Genomic DNA, 15,306 nt, shown 5'->3' with positions numbered 1-15,306 from the left:
ATGCACCAGCGTCACTAATGACGCGCATAAGGCCTTTGCGATGAGTTTCTGTCATGACGCCTAGCACCTTGAGTCTGCAGCGCCGCCAAGCTGCACCGGCTTGAATGAATCGTTATGCGGCAACCCGTGACGTTAAGAGAGCACCGGCTAGGTGGCTGTTTAGCTCCCGAACCAATTCATGGTCTGTGTCAGAGATTATCGGGTTTGCCCAAGGAACGACGATATACAGAGGACGCTCTGCTAAATGAAGTGCCTGCTCAAATGGCTCGGAGGATCTAAAGGCAGCTTCGACTAAATAAACGGTCCGGAGCGATTTGACGAACATGCCAAGGACTTGGGCTTCAGCCATAGGATTTGTGCCTGTTAGGGACGCGGCAGAGCTAACAATCTCACCATTGGCACTAAAGGTGGCCAAGGTTGCACCAGCGCTTGACGTGATCTGCAGGGAAATATGACGAAGGGACTGTTGCGGAAGGGCGCCTGTGAAGGATTCACTGTTCCTGTCTATGAGCTCGCGACAGAACTCTAGCCACTGTGGCGAGAGAGTTGACAGAGACATTGGAGCAATCCCGGCCAGTTCGCCGTCGATAGCGAAGGGCGCAAGATAGAAATCTGTCCGATGCTCCATTACTACCCCTGCCGTATAACGCTTGAATTAACTCGAGCCGCGAAGCGGGTTAGACTTGAATGAATTGTTAGACCCGCCCGAGGAAGAAAGTGGAAAACCACTCGTCGAATGAGCCTGCCACGCGTGTTGCAACCGAATTGAATGGCTCGTAGCAGACGATGGGTACCTCTCCGCGAACAGGGTTTGCCGAGGTGTCAATGCAGTACGGCGCGTCAACGTCAGACTGTATCACTAGAAGATGAGCAGGCAGTTGCTGCTCCTCACGGGCATTGACTGTGTCGCCAAAAAGTGAGCCGCCACCTAAGGACAGTGGATCATCGTCGATGATGCCGGAGACAAAGTTGTCGCCGATTGCTGCCCCTCCCGCCGATGCAAGAAAGAGTCGATAACTGGTTGGAAAGGTAACTCGTAACGCAGCCTCTAAAGCAGCAATTTGCGTGGGATTGGCGCCACCAGCAACCCAAGCATTGTCCGAGGCCAATATTTCTTCTGCGTAGTTGCGAGAGACTGTCATGCGGGTCTAACGCGTGAGTTCAGCGGGCGCCGAAGGCGTTCCACTGGAATGAAAGGTTGGGCGATATGCGTTAAACATAAAGGACGCGGGTACCAGGCAGGGCAGAACGAACGCGCTCATCAAAACCTTGATAGAAAAACAGAATATTATCGGCCTTGTTTCCATTTAGCCGTCCCCGAACTCTCGTAAATGCCATTAGCGCGACATGGAAATTCGGCTCTCCAACGACTAATACGGGTTGATCTCGCTCTTGGTGCCAAACGAACTCGCCACCATGGGCAGTATGCGCAACGTTAAGAAAATAAGAACCTAACAACTGCACCAGCGCGACTATATCAGTCGGCGGCATCTGGCCGACATATTCCGATGCTTCATCGAGCATCTCTTCCACGACCAAAAGGCTGTCGATAGAATAATCCAATCTTCCGCCCGCACGATCTTGAAATTGCTCGACAGCCAAATCGGCCTTTTCACGGATTTGCGTTTCTAGCTCTGACATGTTCTGTACTTTCTTGCGGCCCAGCGCTGGAGTTAAGCGGCGGCGAAGCCGTCCGCCTTGAACGAACTGTTAGGTGCCAGTGCTGCCAGCGCCGCTGATGACCAAAGATACCGTAGTACCCGCAGGCACATCTCGCTTTGAGATACCCGCCGGCAGTGCAACCGGTGTGGACAAGATCGCAGGCCGCGGCCGGCTACCAAAATTGAGCATTTCAAAGGCCGCCACTTTTGTGTTGATGCGCTTGCCACCGGGCGCGGATAGAACGATTGGTGAACCGATACGAACGAGAGGCACGCCTGGTGAGTCCGGGATGCCCGGGACCAATACAAGCCCCGGGCGCCCAGAAAGTTGGAACACATCATCAACAGTGAAGAGAAAGACCTCGGTCATGACGCCTAACGCCTGAATTAAGCCGCGCCGCGAAGCGGCGTCGGCTTGGATGAAGAGTTAGACGGTGGTGCCAGGAGATGGTGAAGCATGGACCGTGCTCCCCAGCACTGCCGCCGAGCGCCGAGCATGCCACAGATTGCGGTCTTGGGGCTTGCCCGAGGCGCTGACCGCTGGATGTGAACGAGCCGGAAGGCAATGAGCGCAGCGGAGCAATGAAGACGGACGACGAAGCAGCGAGCGATCCGATGGCGGGAAACGTAGGGACTGCGCACCGGGGCCGACCGCCGAAGCGCCAGCGCTGTTGCCGAACACGGAAGCCGCGCCGCACTTGCAGCACTACCGCCTAAGGGTTGAGTTCAGCGGTCGCCGCAGGCGGTCCGCTGGAAGGATGGGTTAGCCGTCACGGTGTTTCCGGAGCGCCTCAAGTAGTTGCTCTCGGCCTTCTTGCGGACCGAGTACAAGAGTTTCGATGGTTGGCTTGCGTGGAGACTCTGCTTGATGCGGAAGCTTCTTGCCACATACTCCGCTGCCGCGGCAAGAGCGTTGAGGCAGTAGGGGCTCGAAACGCACTCCCATGCCGCGGTGATCGCGAGCGCGACAAAGCCCGAGAAGTCGCCACGTTTGCCCGCGTTCCCGCCGACCTTCAACGTGACGCTGCCGCGCAGGAAGTGCAGCAGCTCGACGGGCATTCCGTCGATCACGATCCCTGGCACTGCGCCGGTATGAGCTACGGGAACCATCGAAGAAGTGAGCGTCGCGAAAACTGATGCCGGAACGACGCCTTGCGCGCGGTCGGTCACCATCGGCGACGGTTCAAACTGCGGCCAAATCATCGCTCGTGCGCAGACCACCGACACCAGGCCGTCGGCAAAGGTAATGCAGAGTTCCGGATGGAAAGACGGCTTCAGCAGTAAGCGAATCGCTTCGCCTGCGCCCGTGCAAGCAGGGTCGCCATCGAACGACGGCATCCCCATGCGCTGGCAGATCGCGTCCGTGGTGTAGGCCTCTGTCTGCATATGACGGCTAACACCTGAGTTAAGCCGTGCCGCGAGGCGGTATCGGCTTGAACGAATTGTTAGGCATCGCGCGCCTTGAAAGTAGGCGGCGACGTGTCCGTGTAAAGCAGGTTTCCGCAGGAGCAATGACAAGTATGAGGGCGCACGATGTTGCTCTGCGTGGACTGATTGCTGGATTGTCCGCATTTGGGGCATGTCGCCGTGAAACGCATCCGAGCCCACGTGGGAAGAATTGACGAGGTCCTGGAAGGATACTTTCTGTCCTTAACCTCGTGATATTCGTAGTGCAGCGGAATGACGCACCGATACTTGCTTTGCCAGAGACGCGGCGATGCCACTTTGCTCGGGCCGATTTTGCCCGGATAAGTGTGTCCGGTGGGAGTGCATTGGCCGAGCTCGTTCGCACCACCGAACACAACGGTTCGATGAGTTCTTCCACAAATGATGCAATCGAGCGACACCTCCAGCCCTTGCTCAAATGATAGAGCAACGCCTCTAGTGGTGAAGAGCTCCATCTCGACGTCTAGATCAACTTTCATGCGATGCCTAACGCCTGAATTAAGCCGCGCCGCGAAGCGGCGTCGGCTTGAATGAATTGTTAGGGCCCAGCCGGGGCAAATTGGCCGCCGCTGTGCAGATGCTCAATGATAGCCCTAACAATGAGCCCATACGCTGACTCGGGTGGAGTGTCGTTCTCGACGTAACGGATGCCCAAAACTGCATAGGATGTTCCGAGATGTTCATTTGCTTCAGCCGCACCCTTGAGCACATGCCTGATGATCTCCGGTTTGCTCAGGGGGCCATGACGACACCCGCCCACGGCCGGAAAGCACTCGCACGAGGGCAGCTCATCGATTGGAGCGCCGAGCCGGATCGAAAGCAGGTTGTGTGTCGGCCCCGTAATCCTGGCTACCGTAAGAAAATCACCGTGCCGTACGAATTGCATGTATGGGCCCTAACGCTGGAAATAAGCCGAGCCGCGAAGCGGCTTCGGCTTGATTGACTGTTAGGCGGCTGGATCAAACCTGGACGCCAGCTCTGTGAAGCAATCTGCCACCTTGATGGCGGTGTCGGCTGCCATGCCGATGAGCGGGAGCATGTATACGGCACCTGATGAATCGAAGGCTAGCACCTCTCCACCGCCGTTGCCGGCGAAAGCCAAGTAGCTTGGTGCATGCTTGGAAATCTCTATGTCTTGATTGTTCGATGCGATGTCATCGAGCTGCCATAGCTCAATGTAGCCTGGTGGCGCCTCATCTAAGAGAAAACCCTCAAATGGCCCATGCATAGCGAGAAAATCTTTGTACGTGGTCGGTACTGATACTTCCATGTGCGCCTAATGCTTGAGTCAAGCCGCGCCGCGAAGCGGCGTCGGCTTGGACGAGTTGTTAGGTGCCAATCTTGTCATGGCCGAGCGCCAAGTGTCTGGCTGCAGATGGAATGCCATACAAGAGCATCGAACGGCATGACGTGACTCCAGTCAATGCGGCCTGCCAGCGCAGGGTGCGGTGCGAAGCCATAGAACTGGCCGGCCCCTCGGCGCACGCCACGCTCATGAAGAAGCGCTAAGCCAGAGGTTAGAAGGTTGGCTTCCTGCCACTGCGGGTCATTCATGAGTAGCTGGAATGCCCCGAAGTTGTCTGCGACACGGTGAACACCGCCCTCCAGTACATCTAGCCGCTCAACGCTTCCACCTGGGCGTTGGAAATAGAGATCCCCAAATGCGGAGCCGCCGATAGGGCCCAACGGACCGGCGACTGCTCCAGGCCACTCGGCCAGAAGCGCACCAAAGTCCAGCTCAGAGGCGTCTGTGAAAATGTCTGGCCAGCTAAGTTGTGTCATTGGCACTAAGACCTTGAGTTAAGCCGCGCCGCGAAGCGGCGTCGGCTTGGACGAATTGTTAGGCGCTCTTGGCCAGGATGTTCCACCACGGTGCCTTCTTGGGCTCTGGATACACATAGCTGATCTTGAACTTTGCGTCGTTGCCTTCTCGCCACCAAACGGCGGAAGCCTCGAGCCAAATGTCGCCGTGCCTAGCCATGCGGACATAAAGCTCGTCAATCAGGTCTCGCAGTAGCTCGCTGATCGACGCCTTGTCCGGGTGATCGGGCTTGCGGAGCTGATAGGTCAGCTTTACGCCGTCCGATTGCATGCTGAGTGTTCCAGCCTCCCATCCGTCGGGGCAGCAGGCAATCGTCTCGCCCACCAGCCGCGTCGTGATGTCGTTGTACTCGTCAAGCTTTTCCACGAACTCCCCCTGCGCGCCTAACGCCTGAGTTAAGCCGACACGCGAAGCGGGTTCGGCTTGAATGAATTGTTAGGCGCCAACCCGCAGGTTGAGACCGCCCGCCTTGCTGCATACAACGACGTAATCACGAAGTGCTGGAAACTCCTGCCAGCTCCGTTCAAGATAGGTGACGACAAGGGGCTGCCAATCTCCAATCTGGGCCTGGCCGATTTGCGAAACTAGGTTGGCTGCCAAAGCTGCATCCTCCTCTGCATGCGAGCCGATAATCTCACGGAGCAAGATAGCTTTCCGAGAGCTATCTAGTCGGTCGATGATCATAGACGCGCAAGATTTCCAATCAGCCCCTTGCATCGACCATAGGGCCGCTATCGCCTCCCAGGTCTCAAGCGGAGCTGCGGCGATCTGTCCCGCAATGTCGTCGAGATGATAGACAATCTCGTCAACTGGGGGGGCTAGCAGCGCAGTGATCTCTTCTGAGGTATTCCTTGAAAGTGTCATTGACGCCTAACACCTGAGTTAAGCTGCGCCGCGAAGCGGCGTCGGCTTGAATGAAGAGTTAGACGGTGGTGCCAGGAGATGGTGAAGCATGCACCGTGCTCCCCAGCACTGCCGCCGAGCGCCGAGCATGCCACAGATTGCGGTCTTGGGGCTTGCGCGAGGCGCTGACCGCTGGATGTGACCGAGCCCGAAGGCAATGAGCGCAGCGGAGCAATGAAGACGGACGACGAAGCGGCGAACGATCCGATGGCGGGAAACGTAAGGACTGCGCACCGGAGCCGACCGCTGAAGCGCCAGCGCTGTTGCCGAAGACGGAAGCCGCGCCGCACCTGCAGCACTACCGCCTAACGTCTGAATTAAGCCGCGCCGCGGAGCGGCGTCGGCTTGAATGAATTGTTAGGCCTCAACCCAGATCTCCGAATCCGAGAGAGATGCTGAAGTGCCAAGCTGATCGCCTACTAGAATGCCAAGCTGCGTTGGATTACTGAAGCATCCAGTGAACGCCTCGACGCCGAGTGCTTTGAGACTGTGAGGCTCACCACTTGACAGAACCAGCACAAAGACTTGACCAACGAGCAACTGCGCATCCTTGTCCTCGATGCGTCCAACAATAACCCTGCCTCTGCCTGGCACATAAAAGCTGTCATGAACGGCGAGAAGTTTTCTCATGAGGCATAACACGTGAATTAAGCCGCGCCGCGAAGCTGCGTCGGCTTGAACGAATTGTTAGGCGTCAATCCCACCAGAAGTACCAGTTGCCACTTTTCAACAATACTCGAGCTAGGTTCTCAACAGACTGCACCCCTTGATGAACGATATCGGCGCAGTAGATGAACTGTTCCCGTGCGAGGACCCGAGCTTCTTCGAGCGATTCAGGGGGACGGGCAACGGAGAACTCGACCGTGTCTGGACCAACGCCAGTCACGACCGCACCGTACCGTTCGAACCATGACCGAAACACTGCGATGTGGACCTCTGGCTCCGGACACTCGTTCCAGCTGCCCATCTTCAGATGAGCAGGCACCTCCCACGGCTTAGTAGTGGGAATGAGCGCGATATGCACCTTTGCTTTCGGAGCCCCGCTGAGCACATCAAAAGCCAAGGACAGCGGTTTGGCCTGCGCGGGCTGCGGGCCGGGTGCGAGCTCCTCGCCATCTACGGCGTAATAGTCGGGATCCTCGGTAACACGTTCTTTGAACCACTCTTGGATATCAATCGACTCCGCTGCTTCAACAATTTCCAACGTTGAAGCGTTGTTGTGCTCCAGAGCTTCCATAGTGCGGTCGAGATCGTCGTCGTCGCCGAGTGCGACTGGCACCGACTCATCCTCCGTCAGGCGGAGTGCTAGGATCTTTTCCAATGCCCTATTACCCGGAACTACCTCCACTCGCCAGGGCACCTTGGCGGCACTGATGATTTCGCTCGACGCTGAATTCGCAGAAGCCGACTGCCAATTCGAGGATAAGAAGGCTTTCAACCAGTTCACACAGACCCCCGTTAATCGCTATTAACGCCTAACGCCTAACGCCTGAATTAAGCCGCGCCGCGAAGCGGCGTCGGCTTGGATGAAGAGTTAGACGGTGGTGCCAGGAGATGGTGAAGCATGGACCGTGCTCCCCAGCACTGCCGCCGAGCGCCGAGCATGCCACAGATTGCGGTCTTGGGGCTTGCCCGAGGCGCTGACCGCTGGATGTGACCGAGCCCGAAGGCAATGAGCGCAGCGGAGCAATGAAGACGGACGACGAAGCGGCGAGCGATCCGATGGCGGGAAACATAAGGACTGCTCACCGGAGCCGACCGCTGAAGTGCCAGCGCTGTTGCCGAGGACGGAAGCCGCGCCGCACTTGCAGCACTACCGCCTAACGTGAAGGTGAGCGGACGCCGAAGGCGGTCCGCTCCACTGACAGGTTAAGCAACACTGCTCGCCGTGCGTTGCGCCGCGTGACCGCGTGGACTTCGGCATTAGGAATCATCACGCAACTCCCAAATCTCGAACTGCTTGAACCCGCCAGTCGGCTGGTTGAAGAAGGAGACGTACTTGACGCCGAGTGCCCCAAGCTCGACCAACGCAGCTTGGAAGGCGGCGCAATCCGTCGGGATCTGAATAGCAGGGCTTGTCGGCGAGTGCGGCGCATTCACCATGATGGTCACCTCCCTTCCTTCTACTAGCGACGGCAGACATGACGCGTACTTCGAGCATTCTGCAACGTCGAATCGATACGCCCGCCCCGCCTCGGCAAAGGTATAGATGGCGCCGGGCGGCTCGTCGAAGCCATCCACTTCTTCGGTGTGTCCCGGATAGGGGGCGCGCGACGTTTCCACGTGATGCTTAACACCTTGAGTTAAGCCGCGCCACGAAGCGGCGTCGGCTTGGACGAATTGTTAGGCCGTGACATATGCGCTGATGCCGCGACCGATGTGCCAAGGCTCCCAGCGACCATTCGGGTCTAGCTCACCGTACACTCCAGCGCTCGGATCATAGGCGAAGCAGTAGCCGGACAGATCATCGCCGAGGGCGAGTAAGCCGGGTGGCCCAGCGGCGGCGCCAAAAATCTCGGCGGTCTCCAGTGGACCGTTATACAGCACCTTGCCGTTCGCGGTATCGCCCCAGCCGTGGGTGACCAGATGCGAGACGTAGTCACGGGGGAGCTGCGGATAGCGCGAGGCGAGCAGCGAGGCATCTTCCGGCGAGAGCTTTGTTGCTGCCATAGCGGCCTAACACCTGAGTTAAGCCGCGCCGCGAAGCGGCGTCGGCTTGAATGAATTGTTAGGGCGCACCCGCTGCCTCACCCCTGATGGATATCTATCACGTGCCGAGGCTGGAACCATAGCTCCATGCCAGCCTGCAGCCGGTCTGGGCAGTGCGGGTCGTTGTCTAGCGCGCCCCGGTACCAGCCCGCCTGGCACTCCAAGACCTGTACCCACATGCGCTCGCCGTGCTCGACCTCCTCGCCGGAGGCGTCAGGGCAGGATGTAGAACCGGAGCTTAGCTATGTCGCCGGGTGCGAGCCCACGGCGGGCTGCTGCAGGCGGGACCCAGAACGACTCCGGGCTCTCGGCATGGGCCTCTTCGCCGTCCGATAGCCACCAGCCGTCGTGTTCTCTTGTAGCGAGTCGCGGTGTGCTCACCTGTGCGCCCTAACGCTTGAATTAAGCCGCGCCACGAAGCGGCGTCGGCTTGAACGAATTGTTAGGCCTCAGCATACGCGTCGAGCAAAGCTTGCTCGCGAGCCGCAGCGCCAACGTGCAGAAGAACCGTGCGCTCCAGTTCCACGACAGCGTGCATGGCGCAGTTCTTTGCGAACCACATGCACTCCATCAAAGATTCATCGGCGTGCCACGTAGTCATCGCGCTTGACTCATCCGGGATTCCACCTTGGCCGAACAGCTCAGCGTTGGCCATATCCACCGAATCATCCCAGCTCCTGCAGCCCTCACCCCAAGCAAGCATGTACAAACAGCCGGTCTTGATGAGCCAACGACTTACAAGATGCTGCCAGTCTGGTGCAACGAGTTGGTCCAAGACGGCTACCGTACGCGTCGGCTCGTGTGGCAGCGCCGGAGGCGCACTTCCTGGTTTTATATGGATGTACAGCGGCTTAGCGTCCATGAGGCCTAACGCCCGCGGTAAGGGGTGCCCATTTGGCCTGGCCGTAGCGCTGGATTGAGCAAGCGTCCCCTTGACCAATGAGTTAGGCCAGGGAGCCATGGTAGAGGCCGGGAGCCTGCACTTGGTCTAAGAGTGCTGGCAATGCTTGGTTTGACCAGTCTGGTAGCGTTGTCGTTAGCCATAGCTTCCTCGGCGTTAGTTGCCATATCCAGCCTCTTTGATGTAGTGAGATATCAAGGCGTCAAGGGTTTCGTCTGGGATCACTACACTCCCAATCCCTGACCATCTATTGATGGCTACACAAGCAGCAGGGCTGATCTTCGGGAACTCCGTTAGAAGAATCTCCACGAGCTTAGTTCCGGTGATGGCGCTGTCCTGCTCTCGCAACTCTTTAAAGAGTTGTGAAGCAGGGATACCTGAGATAAAACGCTCCATCACTTTTCTTCTCCGGAGGTCGTGGTGTGTATGAAGGGCCTAACGCTTGAGTTAAGCCGCGCCGCGAAGCGGGTTCTGCTTGAATGAATTGTTAGGCCTAAGGCTACACAAGTCCGGCCGCCCGCAATTCATGGCCCTACTCCTCTCCAAAAAACTCAGCTCCACGCGAGCCAAAGACAGTTTGCCCAAAAAAATCGTTGATATCCGATGCCATGAAGGTGGTGCCGCCACCGTCATGGTCCCAAGCGATCACCGAACCATCTGGAAGTTCAAAGTACACAAATCCAGACGGATCATTTGCAATGGCAATGGCGCCAGCATGCCCAGTTTCTGTGCTTAGGGCCTGATTGTCCTCAATCCGGGGCAATTGGCCCTCTATATTGCCGGTGCCGAGTACGCGAATTACATCAAGGTCGATGCCGTTCCAGCGAGCGAGCAAGGCTCGGTGCTGTGGGGATATGGAGCGTGGCAAGATGATCTCAAGCGCGGATAGCTGCGCCGGGAGTACGCCTGCTGATGGGGCAAATACAAGGTTCTCCGACAGCAGTCCGGAACGTAGAACCTGCTCAATGGTTGAGATTGCATCCATGTACGACCTTAGGCCTAACGCTTGAGTTAAGCCGCGCCGCGAAGCGGCGTCGGCTTGGACGATTTGTTAGGGCTCATTGGTTGCGGCCCCAGCCGACTGCCCTGTCACTGTATGGCCGATCTCGGTGAGCATATAGGCCAAGTCTATTGCCTTGGGCTCCTCGCCGCGGGCTATGCGCTTGATGAGCATGCTGCGAGGAAAGACGAAGACCTTTTTTGGCAGAGCTTGGAGCGCATGGTCAGAGCCGAGGTTGTCTGTGGCCAATACCCAACTAAGGCCAAGTTCTGAGGCGAGGACGTCGCCAAAGGCAGTGCCCAGGCCAATCAAAGCATCATTTGAAGGTGACGCAGCGAGAAGCCGCTGCAGTTTGGGCAAGTCGCGCGCATCTCGCTCGAGACGGTCGTTCTTGCCAAGGAGCCGCTGCACTAGCGCACGGTCTTTGGTCAAGGTCCGCCGTTCTAGAAAGGAGAGATCGCGTGCCCGCATATGAGCCCTAACACCTTGAGTTAAGCCGCGCCGCGAAGCGGCGTCGGCTTGGACGAATAGTTAGCGTGCGCCCCGTGCATTTCAATCCTCGCACGGATCGTAGATGTCTAGGCCAAGCGATATGCCACGTGAGGACAGCTCCCCGAGAAGCTCCGGTGAGAACTCAAGCCCATCGTTGGATGAGCCCATTAAGACGCCGCAGAAGAAATCCATTGTGAAGCGGGACCGCAGTACTGCCCACACGGCCGAATCCCCAGGGAGCTTGCCAAGGATCTCCAAGACCTGAGCGGGGATATCTTCTGGCCTTCGGTCTTCGGCCGCGAGGCTCCAACGGCCGGTCTTTTCAATGTAGCGGTTCCCTGTCTTGGAGCCGACCCGGACATCACCCTTTGCGAACGCCTTGGTTGGCTCACAGCACAGGAGGCTAGTTATCTCAGTGGGCACAAGGTCGTCCCCGAAAATGCGGAAGGAGACTATCGAGTGCTCTGCAATTGCCATAGCGCGCTAACGCTGGAGTTAAGCGGCGGCGAAGCCGTCCGCCTTGAACGAAATATTAGGCCTTTCCGGGGATCTGATCACGGTAGCTTGCCCAAGCCCGAAGATTTGCCGAGGGATCGCTTGATTGCTCAAGGAACCGCCCATCACTGAAGTCGAGGGCTTGCCAACCGTGTGCTCGGCAGAGGGCGATGATGGGCTCGACGATTTCGCTGGATGCACGGACATGAAGAGCAAACCCATCGTTGGGATCCGTCTTGCCCATGTTGAACTCGATAGAGCCAGCCACGCATTGATAGTGGCCCCAAGTTGGGTCACTCCAATCTGTGCCAATAAAGACTTGCGAAATAGCAGCGCGTATCTCAGCTTGCGACCCAAGAGGGAGGCACTGTTCATCATTCGGAATTTGATCGACCGATGTGTACACGCAGTTGAAGCGCTGGATGCTGACGTCCCAACTCACGATGATGCTCCGTAAGGCCTAACGCCTGAATTAAGCCGAGCCGCGAAGCAGCTTCGGCTTGAATGAATTGTTAGGCGGCAACTCGTAGGCCACCACCTCGACGCCGCCTGCTAGTAATTGCTGATGCAGCTCCACGTAGCGGTCCTGCGTGACTTGTGCGATAGGTGCTACCTGAAGTGCATAGTCTTGCGTTGGGTTCTCGCGAATGTCGTCCTCGGGTCTAGGCGGGCCAAGCAGGACGATATCCAGATCGGATGTGGCTCCCACGAACGCCGGATACTCCTCGAAGCGCCCAGACATTTCAGGTTCAAGCCGCGCGACCAGCGCCGCGCCGATGCGCTCGGCCACCGCAGCCAGCGGAATGCTCGGGTTGATGGTAAAGACGCAGCCAGTTGCCATGATGTATCTCTGCCGCCTAGCGCCTGAATTAGGCCGAGCCGCGAAGCGGCTTCGGCTTGAATGAATTGTTAGGTGCCACCGGGGGAGATTGAGATGCCGACACCACGAACGGCCTCCGAAACAAGCTGGGCTTGGAATGTGTAAGCAGTTCCGTCATAGGTAATAACTTTCTCGCCGTTCTTTGTACTAGCGCCGACCCCGAATATTGCTTTGACCCTCTCGTAGAGTCCTGGATAAAACTCGTGAGGAACTTGGAATAGCGGTGGAAAAGATGGGTCATAGCCGGAATACACAAAATGCGTTTCGGCAGAACGAGGTGCCGGCAGGAACAGACGATGGCTCCCGAGGGTCGCGGCCTCATGCATGAGCTTTCCGGTGATACGGGCGACATACCCGCCAGAGCGCCCCGGGTAGGTTGGTTCTTCGAGCACTGGTGGAGTCTGCATGTGGCACCTAACTACTATTGGACCGCCAAAAAGCGGTAATGCCCCAAGTATCCACCAACGCCAGACGTCTGCAAAGCGGGAAATTCCTAACTTGCATCAATGACTTGCCGGATGGTGGCCGCGGCTCCGTGCGCCATGCTGGCTACGTTATCCGACGTTCGAGCTGGCGTATGAGTTACACCCATGACGATGAAGCCGTAACGGCGCATCAACCGCCGAGGTTGCTGGAGCAGGTGCGTGGCCGGTTGCGGCTTCGGCATGACAGCCTGCGCACCGAGCAAGCCTACATCGGCTGGATACGGCGCTTCATCCTGGCCAACGGCAAGCGACATCCGGCGCGGACGGGGCAGGCCGGGCAGGTACATCCGCATGTGCCGTGGTGTCCAGGAAAGCAGCCCAGTCGTGCGCGTTTGTTGATCCGCGTCGGGACTGAAGTCCCTCCCACAGTGCAGGGCCGGGATGCCATGAAGACCCTGGGAATCAGGAGTCTTCATGGCATGACAACACCTCACCCGTCCAGCATCGCCTTGTCCCGCACCGCCCCCTTGTCCGCACTGGTCGCCAGCAGCGCGTACGCCTTCAGCGCCGTACTGACCTTGCGCGGACGCGGTTCCGCTGGCTTCCAGCCACGGGCGTTTTGCTCGGCGCGGCGCGTGGCCAGTTCCGCGTCGGAGACCAGCAGGTCGATGCGGCGCTGGGGGATGTCGATGCGGATGCGGTCGCCGTCGCGGACCAGGCCGATGGCGCCGCCCGCCGCCGCTTCCGGGGAGGCGTGGCCGATCGACAGGCCGGAGGTGCCGCCGGAGAAGCGGCCGTCGGTGAGCAGGGCGCATTGCTTGCCCACGCCCTTGGACTTCAGGTACGACGTCGGGTACAGCATTTCCTGCATGCCGGGGCCGCCCTTGGGGCCTTCATAGCGGATCACCACGACGTCGCCAGCCTTCACGTCGTCGGCGAGGATGCCCTTGACCGCGGCGTCCTGGCTTTCGAACACCTTGGCGTTGCCCTCGAACACGTGGATGGATTCGTCCACGCCCGCGGTCTTCACCACGCAGCCGTCCTCGGCGATGTTGCCGTACAGCACCGCCAGGCCGCCTTCCTGCGAGTAGGCGTGGGCGACGTCGCGGATGCAGCCGGTGGCGCGGTCGGCGTCCAGGCTGGGCCAGCGCGTGGCCTGGCTGAAGGCGACCTGGGTGGGGATGCCGGCGGGCCCGGCCTGGTAGAAGGTCTGCACCGCGGGGTCGTCGCTCTGGGTGATGTCCCACTGCGCGATGGCGTCGGCCAGGCTGCGGCTGTGCACGGTGGCCTGGTCGGTATGCAGCAGGCCGCCGCGCGCCAGTTCGCCGAGGATGGCGACGATGCCGCCGGCGCGGTGCACGTCCTCGATGTGGTACTTCTGCGTGTTCGGCGCCACCTTGCACAGCTGCGGCACGCGCTTGGACAGGCGGTCGATGTCGCGCAGGGTGAACGGCACCTCGGCTTCCTGCGCGGCGGCGAGCAGGTGCAGGATGGTGTTGGTGGAGCCGCCCATCGCGATGTCCAGGGTCATCGCGTTCTCGAACGCCTCGAAGGTGGCAATGCCGCGCGGCAGCGCGCGCGGGTCTTCGGCGCCGTACCAGCGGTGGCACAGTTCCACTGCGGTGCGGCCGGCCTTGAGGAACAGTTGCTCGCGGTCGGCGTGGGTGGCGACCACGGTGCCGTTGCCGGGCAGGGCCAGGCCCAGCGCTTCGGTCAGGCAGTTCATCGAGTTGGCGGTGAACATGCCCGAGCAAGAGCCGCAGGTGGGGCAGGCGCTGCGCTCGAACGCGGCGACCTTCTCGTCGGAGGCCGTGGGATCGGCGGCGATCACCATCGCGTCGATCAGGTCCAGGTTGTGGTCGGCGAGCTTGGTCTTGCCGGCTTCCATCGGCCCGCCGGAGACGAACACGGTGGGGATGTTGAGGCGCAGGGCGGCCATCAGCATGCCGGGGGTGATCTTGTCGCAGTTGGAGATGCACACCAGCGCGTCGGCGCAGTGCGCGTTGACCATGTACTCGACCGAGTCGGCGATGATCTCGCGGCTGGGCAGCGAGTACAGCATGCCGTCGTGGCCCATGGCGATGCCGTCGTCCACGGCGATGGTGTCGAACTCCTTGGCCACGCCGCCGACGCGCTCGATCTCGCGCGCGACCAGTTGTCCGAGATCCTTCAGGTGCACGTGGCCGGGCACGAACTGGGTGAAGGAATTGGCGATGGCGATGATCGGTTTGTGGAAGTCGGCGTCCTGCATGCCGGTGGCGCGCCACAGCGCGCGGGCGCCGGCCATGTTGCGGCCGTGGGTCGAGGTCTTGGAGCGATAGTCGGGCATGGGAGCAGCGAACGAGCGGGCGGGGAGGCTGGCGATGGTGGCGCGATCGGATCGTTGCTGCTGCAACCGTCCTGGCATCCACCGGGTGGGCCGACCACGTTAGCACGCACGCTGGCGCCACCGCGCGCCGGCCAGGAGTGAGAAGCGGTTCGCAGACCTGCCCGAACACGCTTGGCAGACTGCGGTGGCCGGTGCGTCAGGGGGCGTAGGCCCGGCTCGCCCATCATGACCACAGGAGGTGTC

General features: G+C 59.4%; 18 protein-coding genes and 1 pseudogene. 1 reads left to right on the top strand and 18 read right to left on the bottom strand.

Annotated elements, in window-relative coordinates; translation table 11 throughout:
• Positions 1–695 precede the first annotated feature (695 nt).
• The 17 genes from J7357_RS04810 to J7357_RS04730 form a co-directional block, all read right to left on the bottom strand.
• Positions 696–1,142 (bottom strand): SMI1/KNR4 family protein, encoded by a 447-nt coding sequence (locus J7357_RS04810; protein WP_209245153.1) that lies wholly within the window; start codon positions 1,140–1,142, stop codon positions 696–698.
• A 70-nt stretch (positions 1,143–1,212) separates the two neighbouring features.
• Entirely contained in the window at positions 1,213–1,641 is a 429-nt protein-coding gene (locus tag J7357_RS04805) for a hypothetical protein (RefSeq protein ID WP_209245152.1), read from the bottom strand.
• 69 nt (positions 1,642–1,710) lie between these two features.
• Positions 1,711–2,031, bottom strand: coding sequence for a hypothetical protein (locus J7357_RS04800; protein WP_209245150.1), 321 nt, complete (start codon positions 2,029–2,031; stop codon positions 1,711–1,713).
• Positions 2,032–2,387: 356 nt separating this feature from the next.
• Positions 2,388–3,047 (bottom strand): hypothetical protein, encoded by a 660-nt coding sequence (locus J7357_RS04795; RefSeq protein WP_209245148.1) that lies wholly within the window; start codon positions 3,045–3,047, stop codon positions 2,388–2,390.
• Positions 3,048–4,053: 1,006 nt separating this feature from the next.
• Positions 4,054–4,377: an SMI1/KNR4 family protein gene (locus J7357_RS04790; RefSeq protein ID WP_209245146.1), complete on the bottom strand. Its 324-nt coding sequence runs from the start codon at positions 4,375–4,377 to the stop codon at positions 4,054–4,056.
• 570 nt (positions 4,378–4,947) lie between these two features.
• A complete protein-coding gene (locus tag J7357_RS04785; protein ID WP_209245145.1) occupies positions 4,948–5,295 on the bottom strand; it encodes a hypothetical protein in 348 nt (115 codons plus the stop codon).
• A gap of 894 nt (positions 5,296–6,189) precedes the next feature.
• Positions 6,190–6,462 carry a hypothetical protein gene (locus tag J7357_RS04780; RefSeq protein ID WP_209245143.1) on the bottom strand — a complete coding sequence of 91 codons (273 nt, stop codon included), beginning with the start codon at positions 6,460–6,462 and terminating at the stop codon, positions 6,190–6,192.
• A gap of 64 nt (positions 6,463–6,526) precedes the next feature.
• A complete protein-coding gene (locus J7357_RS04775; protein WP_209245141.1) occupies positions 6,527–7,279 on the bottom strand; it encodes a DUF4253 domain-containing protein in 753 nt (250 codons plus the stop codon).
• Between the two features lie 476 nt (positions 7,280–7,755).
• Positions 7,756–8,115: a hypothetical protein gene (locus tag J7357_RS04770; protein ID WP_209245139.1), complete on the bottom strand. Its 360-nt coding sequence runs from the start codon at positions 8,113–8,115 to the stop codon at positions 7,756–7,758.
• A 60-nt stretch (positions 8,116–8,175) separates the two neighbouring features.
• Positions 8,176–8,502 carry a hypothetical protein gene (locus J7357_RS04765; protein WP_209245137.1) on the bottom strand — a complete coding sequence of 109 codons (327 nt, stop codon included), beginning with the start codon at positions 8,500–8,502 and terminating at the stop codon, positions 8,176–8,178.
• Between the two features lie 481 nt (positions 8,503–8,983).
• Positions 8,984–9,316: a hypothetical protein gene (locus J7357_RS04760; RefSeq protein ID WP_209245135.1), complete on the bottom strand. Its 333-nt coding sequence runs from the start codon at positions 9,314–9,316 to the stop codon at positions 8,984–8,986.
• A 282-nt stretch (positions 9,317–9,598) separates the two neighbouring features.
• Entirely contained in the window at positions 9,599–9,838 is a 240-nt protein-coding gene (locus J7357_RS04755) for a hypothetical protein (protein WP_209245134.1), read from the bottom strand.
• A gap of 136 nt (positions 9,839–9,974) precedes the next feature.
• Positions 9,975–10,427: an SMI1/KNR4 family protein gene (locus J7357_RS04750; protein WP_209245132.1), complete on the bottom strand. Its 453-nt coding sequence runs from the start codon at positions 10,425–10,427 to the stop codon at positions 9,975–9,977.
• A 66-nt stretch (positions 10,428–10,493) separates the two neighbouring features.
• Entirely contained in the window at positions 10,494–10,874 is a 381-nt protein-coding gene (locus tag J7357_RS04745; protein ID WP_209245130.1) for a DUF3806 domain-containing protein, read from the bottom strand.
• Between the two features lie 120 nt (positions 10,875–10,994).
• A complete protein-coding gene (locus tag J7357_RS04740) occupies positions 10,995–11,411 on the bottom strand; it encodes a DUF4279 domain-containing protein (RefSeq protein ID WP_209245128.1) in 417 nt (138 codons plus the stop codon).
• Between the two features lie 55 nt (positions 11,412–11,466).
• Positions 11,467–11,871, bottom strand: coding sequence for a hypothetical protein (locus J7357_RS04735; RefSeq protein ID WP_209245127.1), 405 nt, complete (start codon positions 11,869–11,871; stop codon positions 11,467–11,469).
• Between the two features lie 30 nt (positions 11,872–11,901).
• Complete coding sequence (locus J7357_RS04730; protein WP_209245125.1) at positions 11,902–12,270, bottom strand: hypothetical protein; 369 nt, start codon at positions 12,268–12,270, stop codon at positions 11,902–11,904.
• Between the two features lie 616 nt (positions 12,271–12,886).
• Here J7357_RS04730 and J7357_RS21305 point away from each other — a divergent pair.
• A pseudogene (locus J7357_RS21305) lies at positions 12,887–13,069 on the top strand (phage integrase N-terminal SAM-like domain-containing protein); the annotation flags it as partial.
• A 155-nt stretch (positions 13,070–13,224) separates the two neighbouring features.
• Here the strand turns inward: J7357_RS21305 and ilvD are convergent.
• On the bottom strand, positions 13,225–15,063 hold the full coding sequence (gene ilvD, locus J7357_RS04720; protein WP_209245123.1) for a dihydroxy-acid dehydratase: 1,839 nt from the start codon (positions 15,061–15,063) through the stop codon (positions 13,225–13,227).
• Between the last annotated feature and the right edge of the window lie 243 nt (positions 15,064–15,306).

This window comes from Xanthomonas sp. D-109, from assembly GCF_017746095.1.
Taxonomy (GTDB): Bacteria; Pseudomonadota; Gammaproteobacteria; order Xanthomonadales; family Xanthomonadaceae; genus Xanthomonas_A; species Xanthomonas_A sacchari.
The sequence above is the reverse complement of the archived record's forward strand: the minus strand, read 5'-3'. Positions and strand labels throughout refer to the sequence as shown.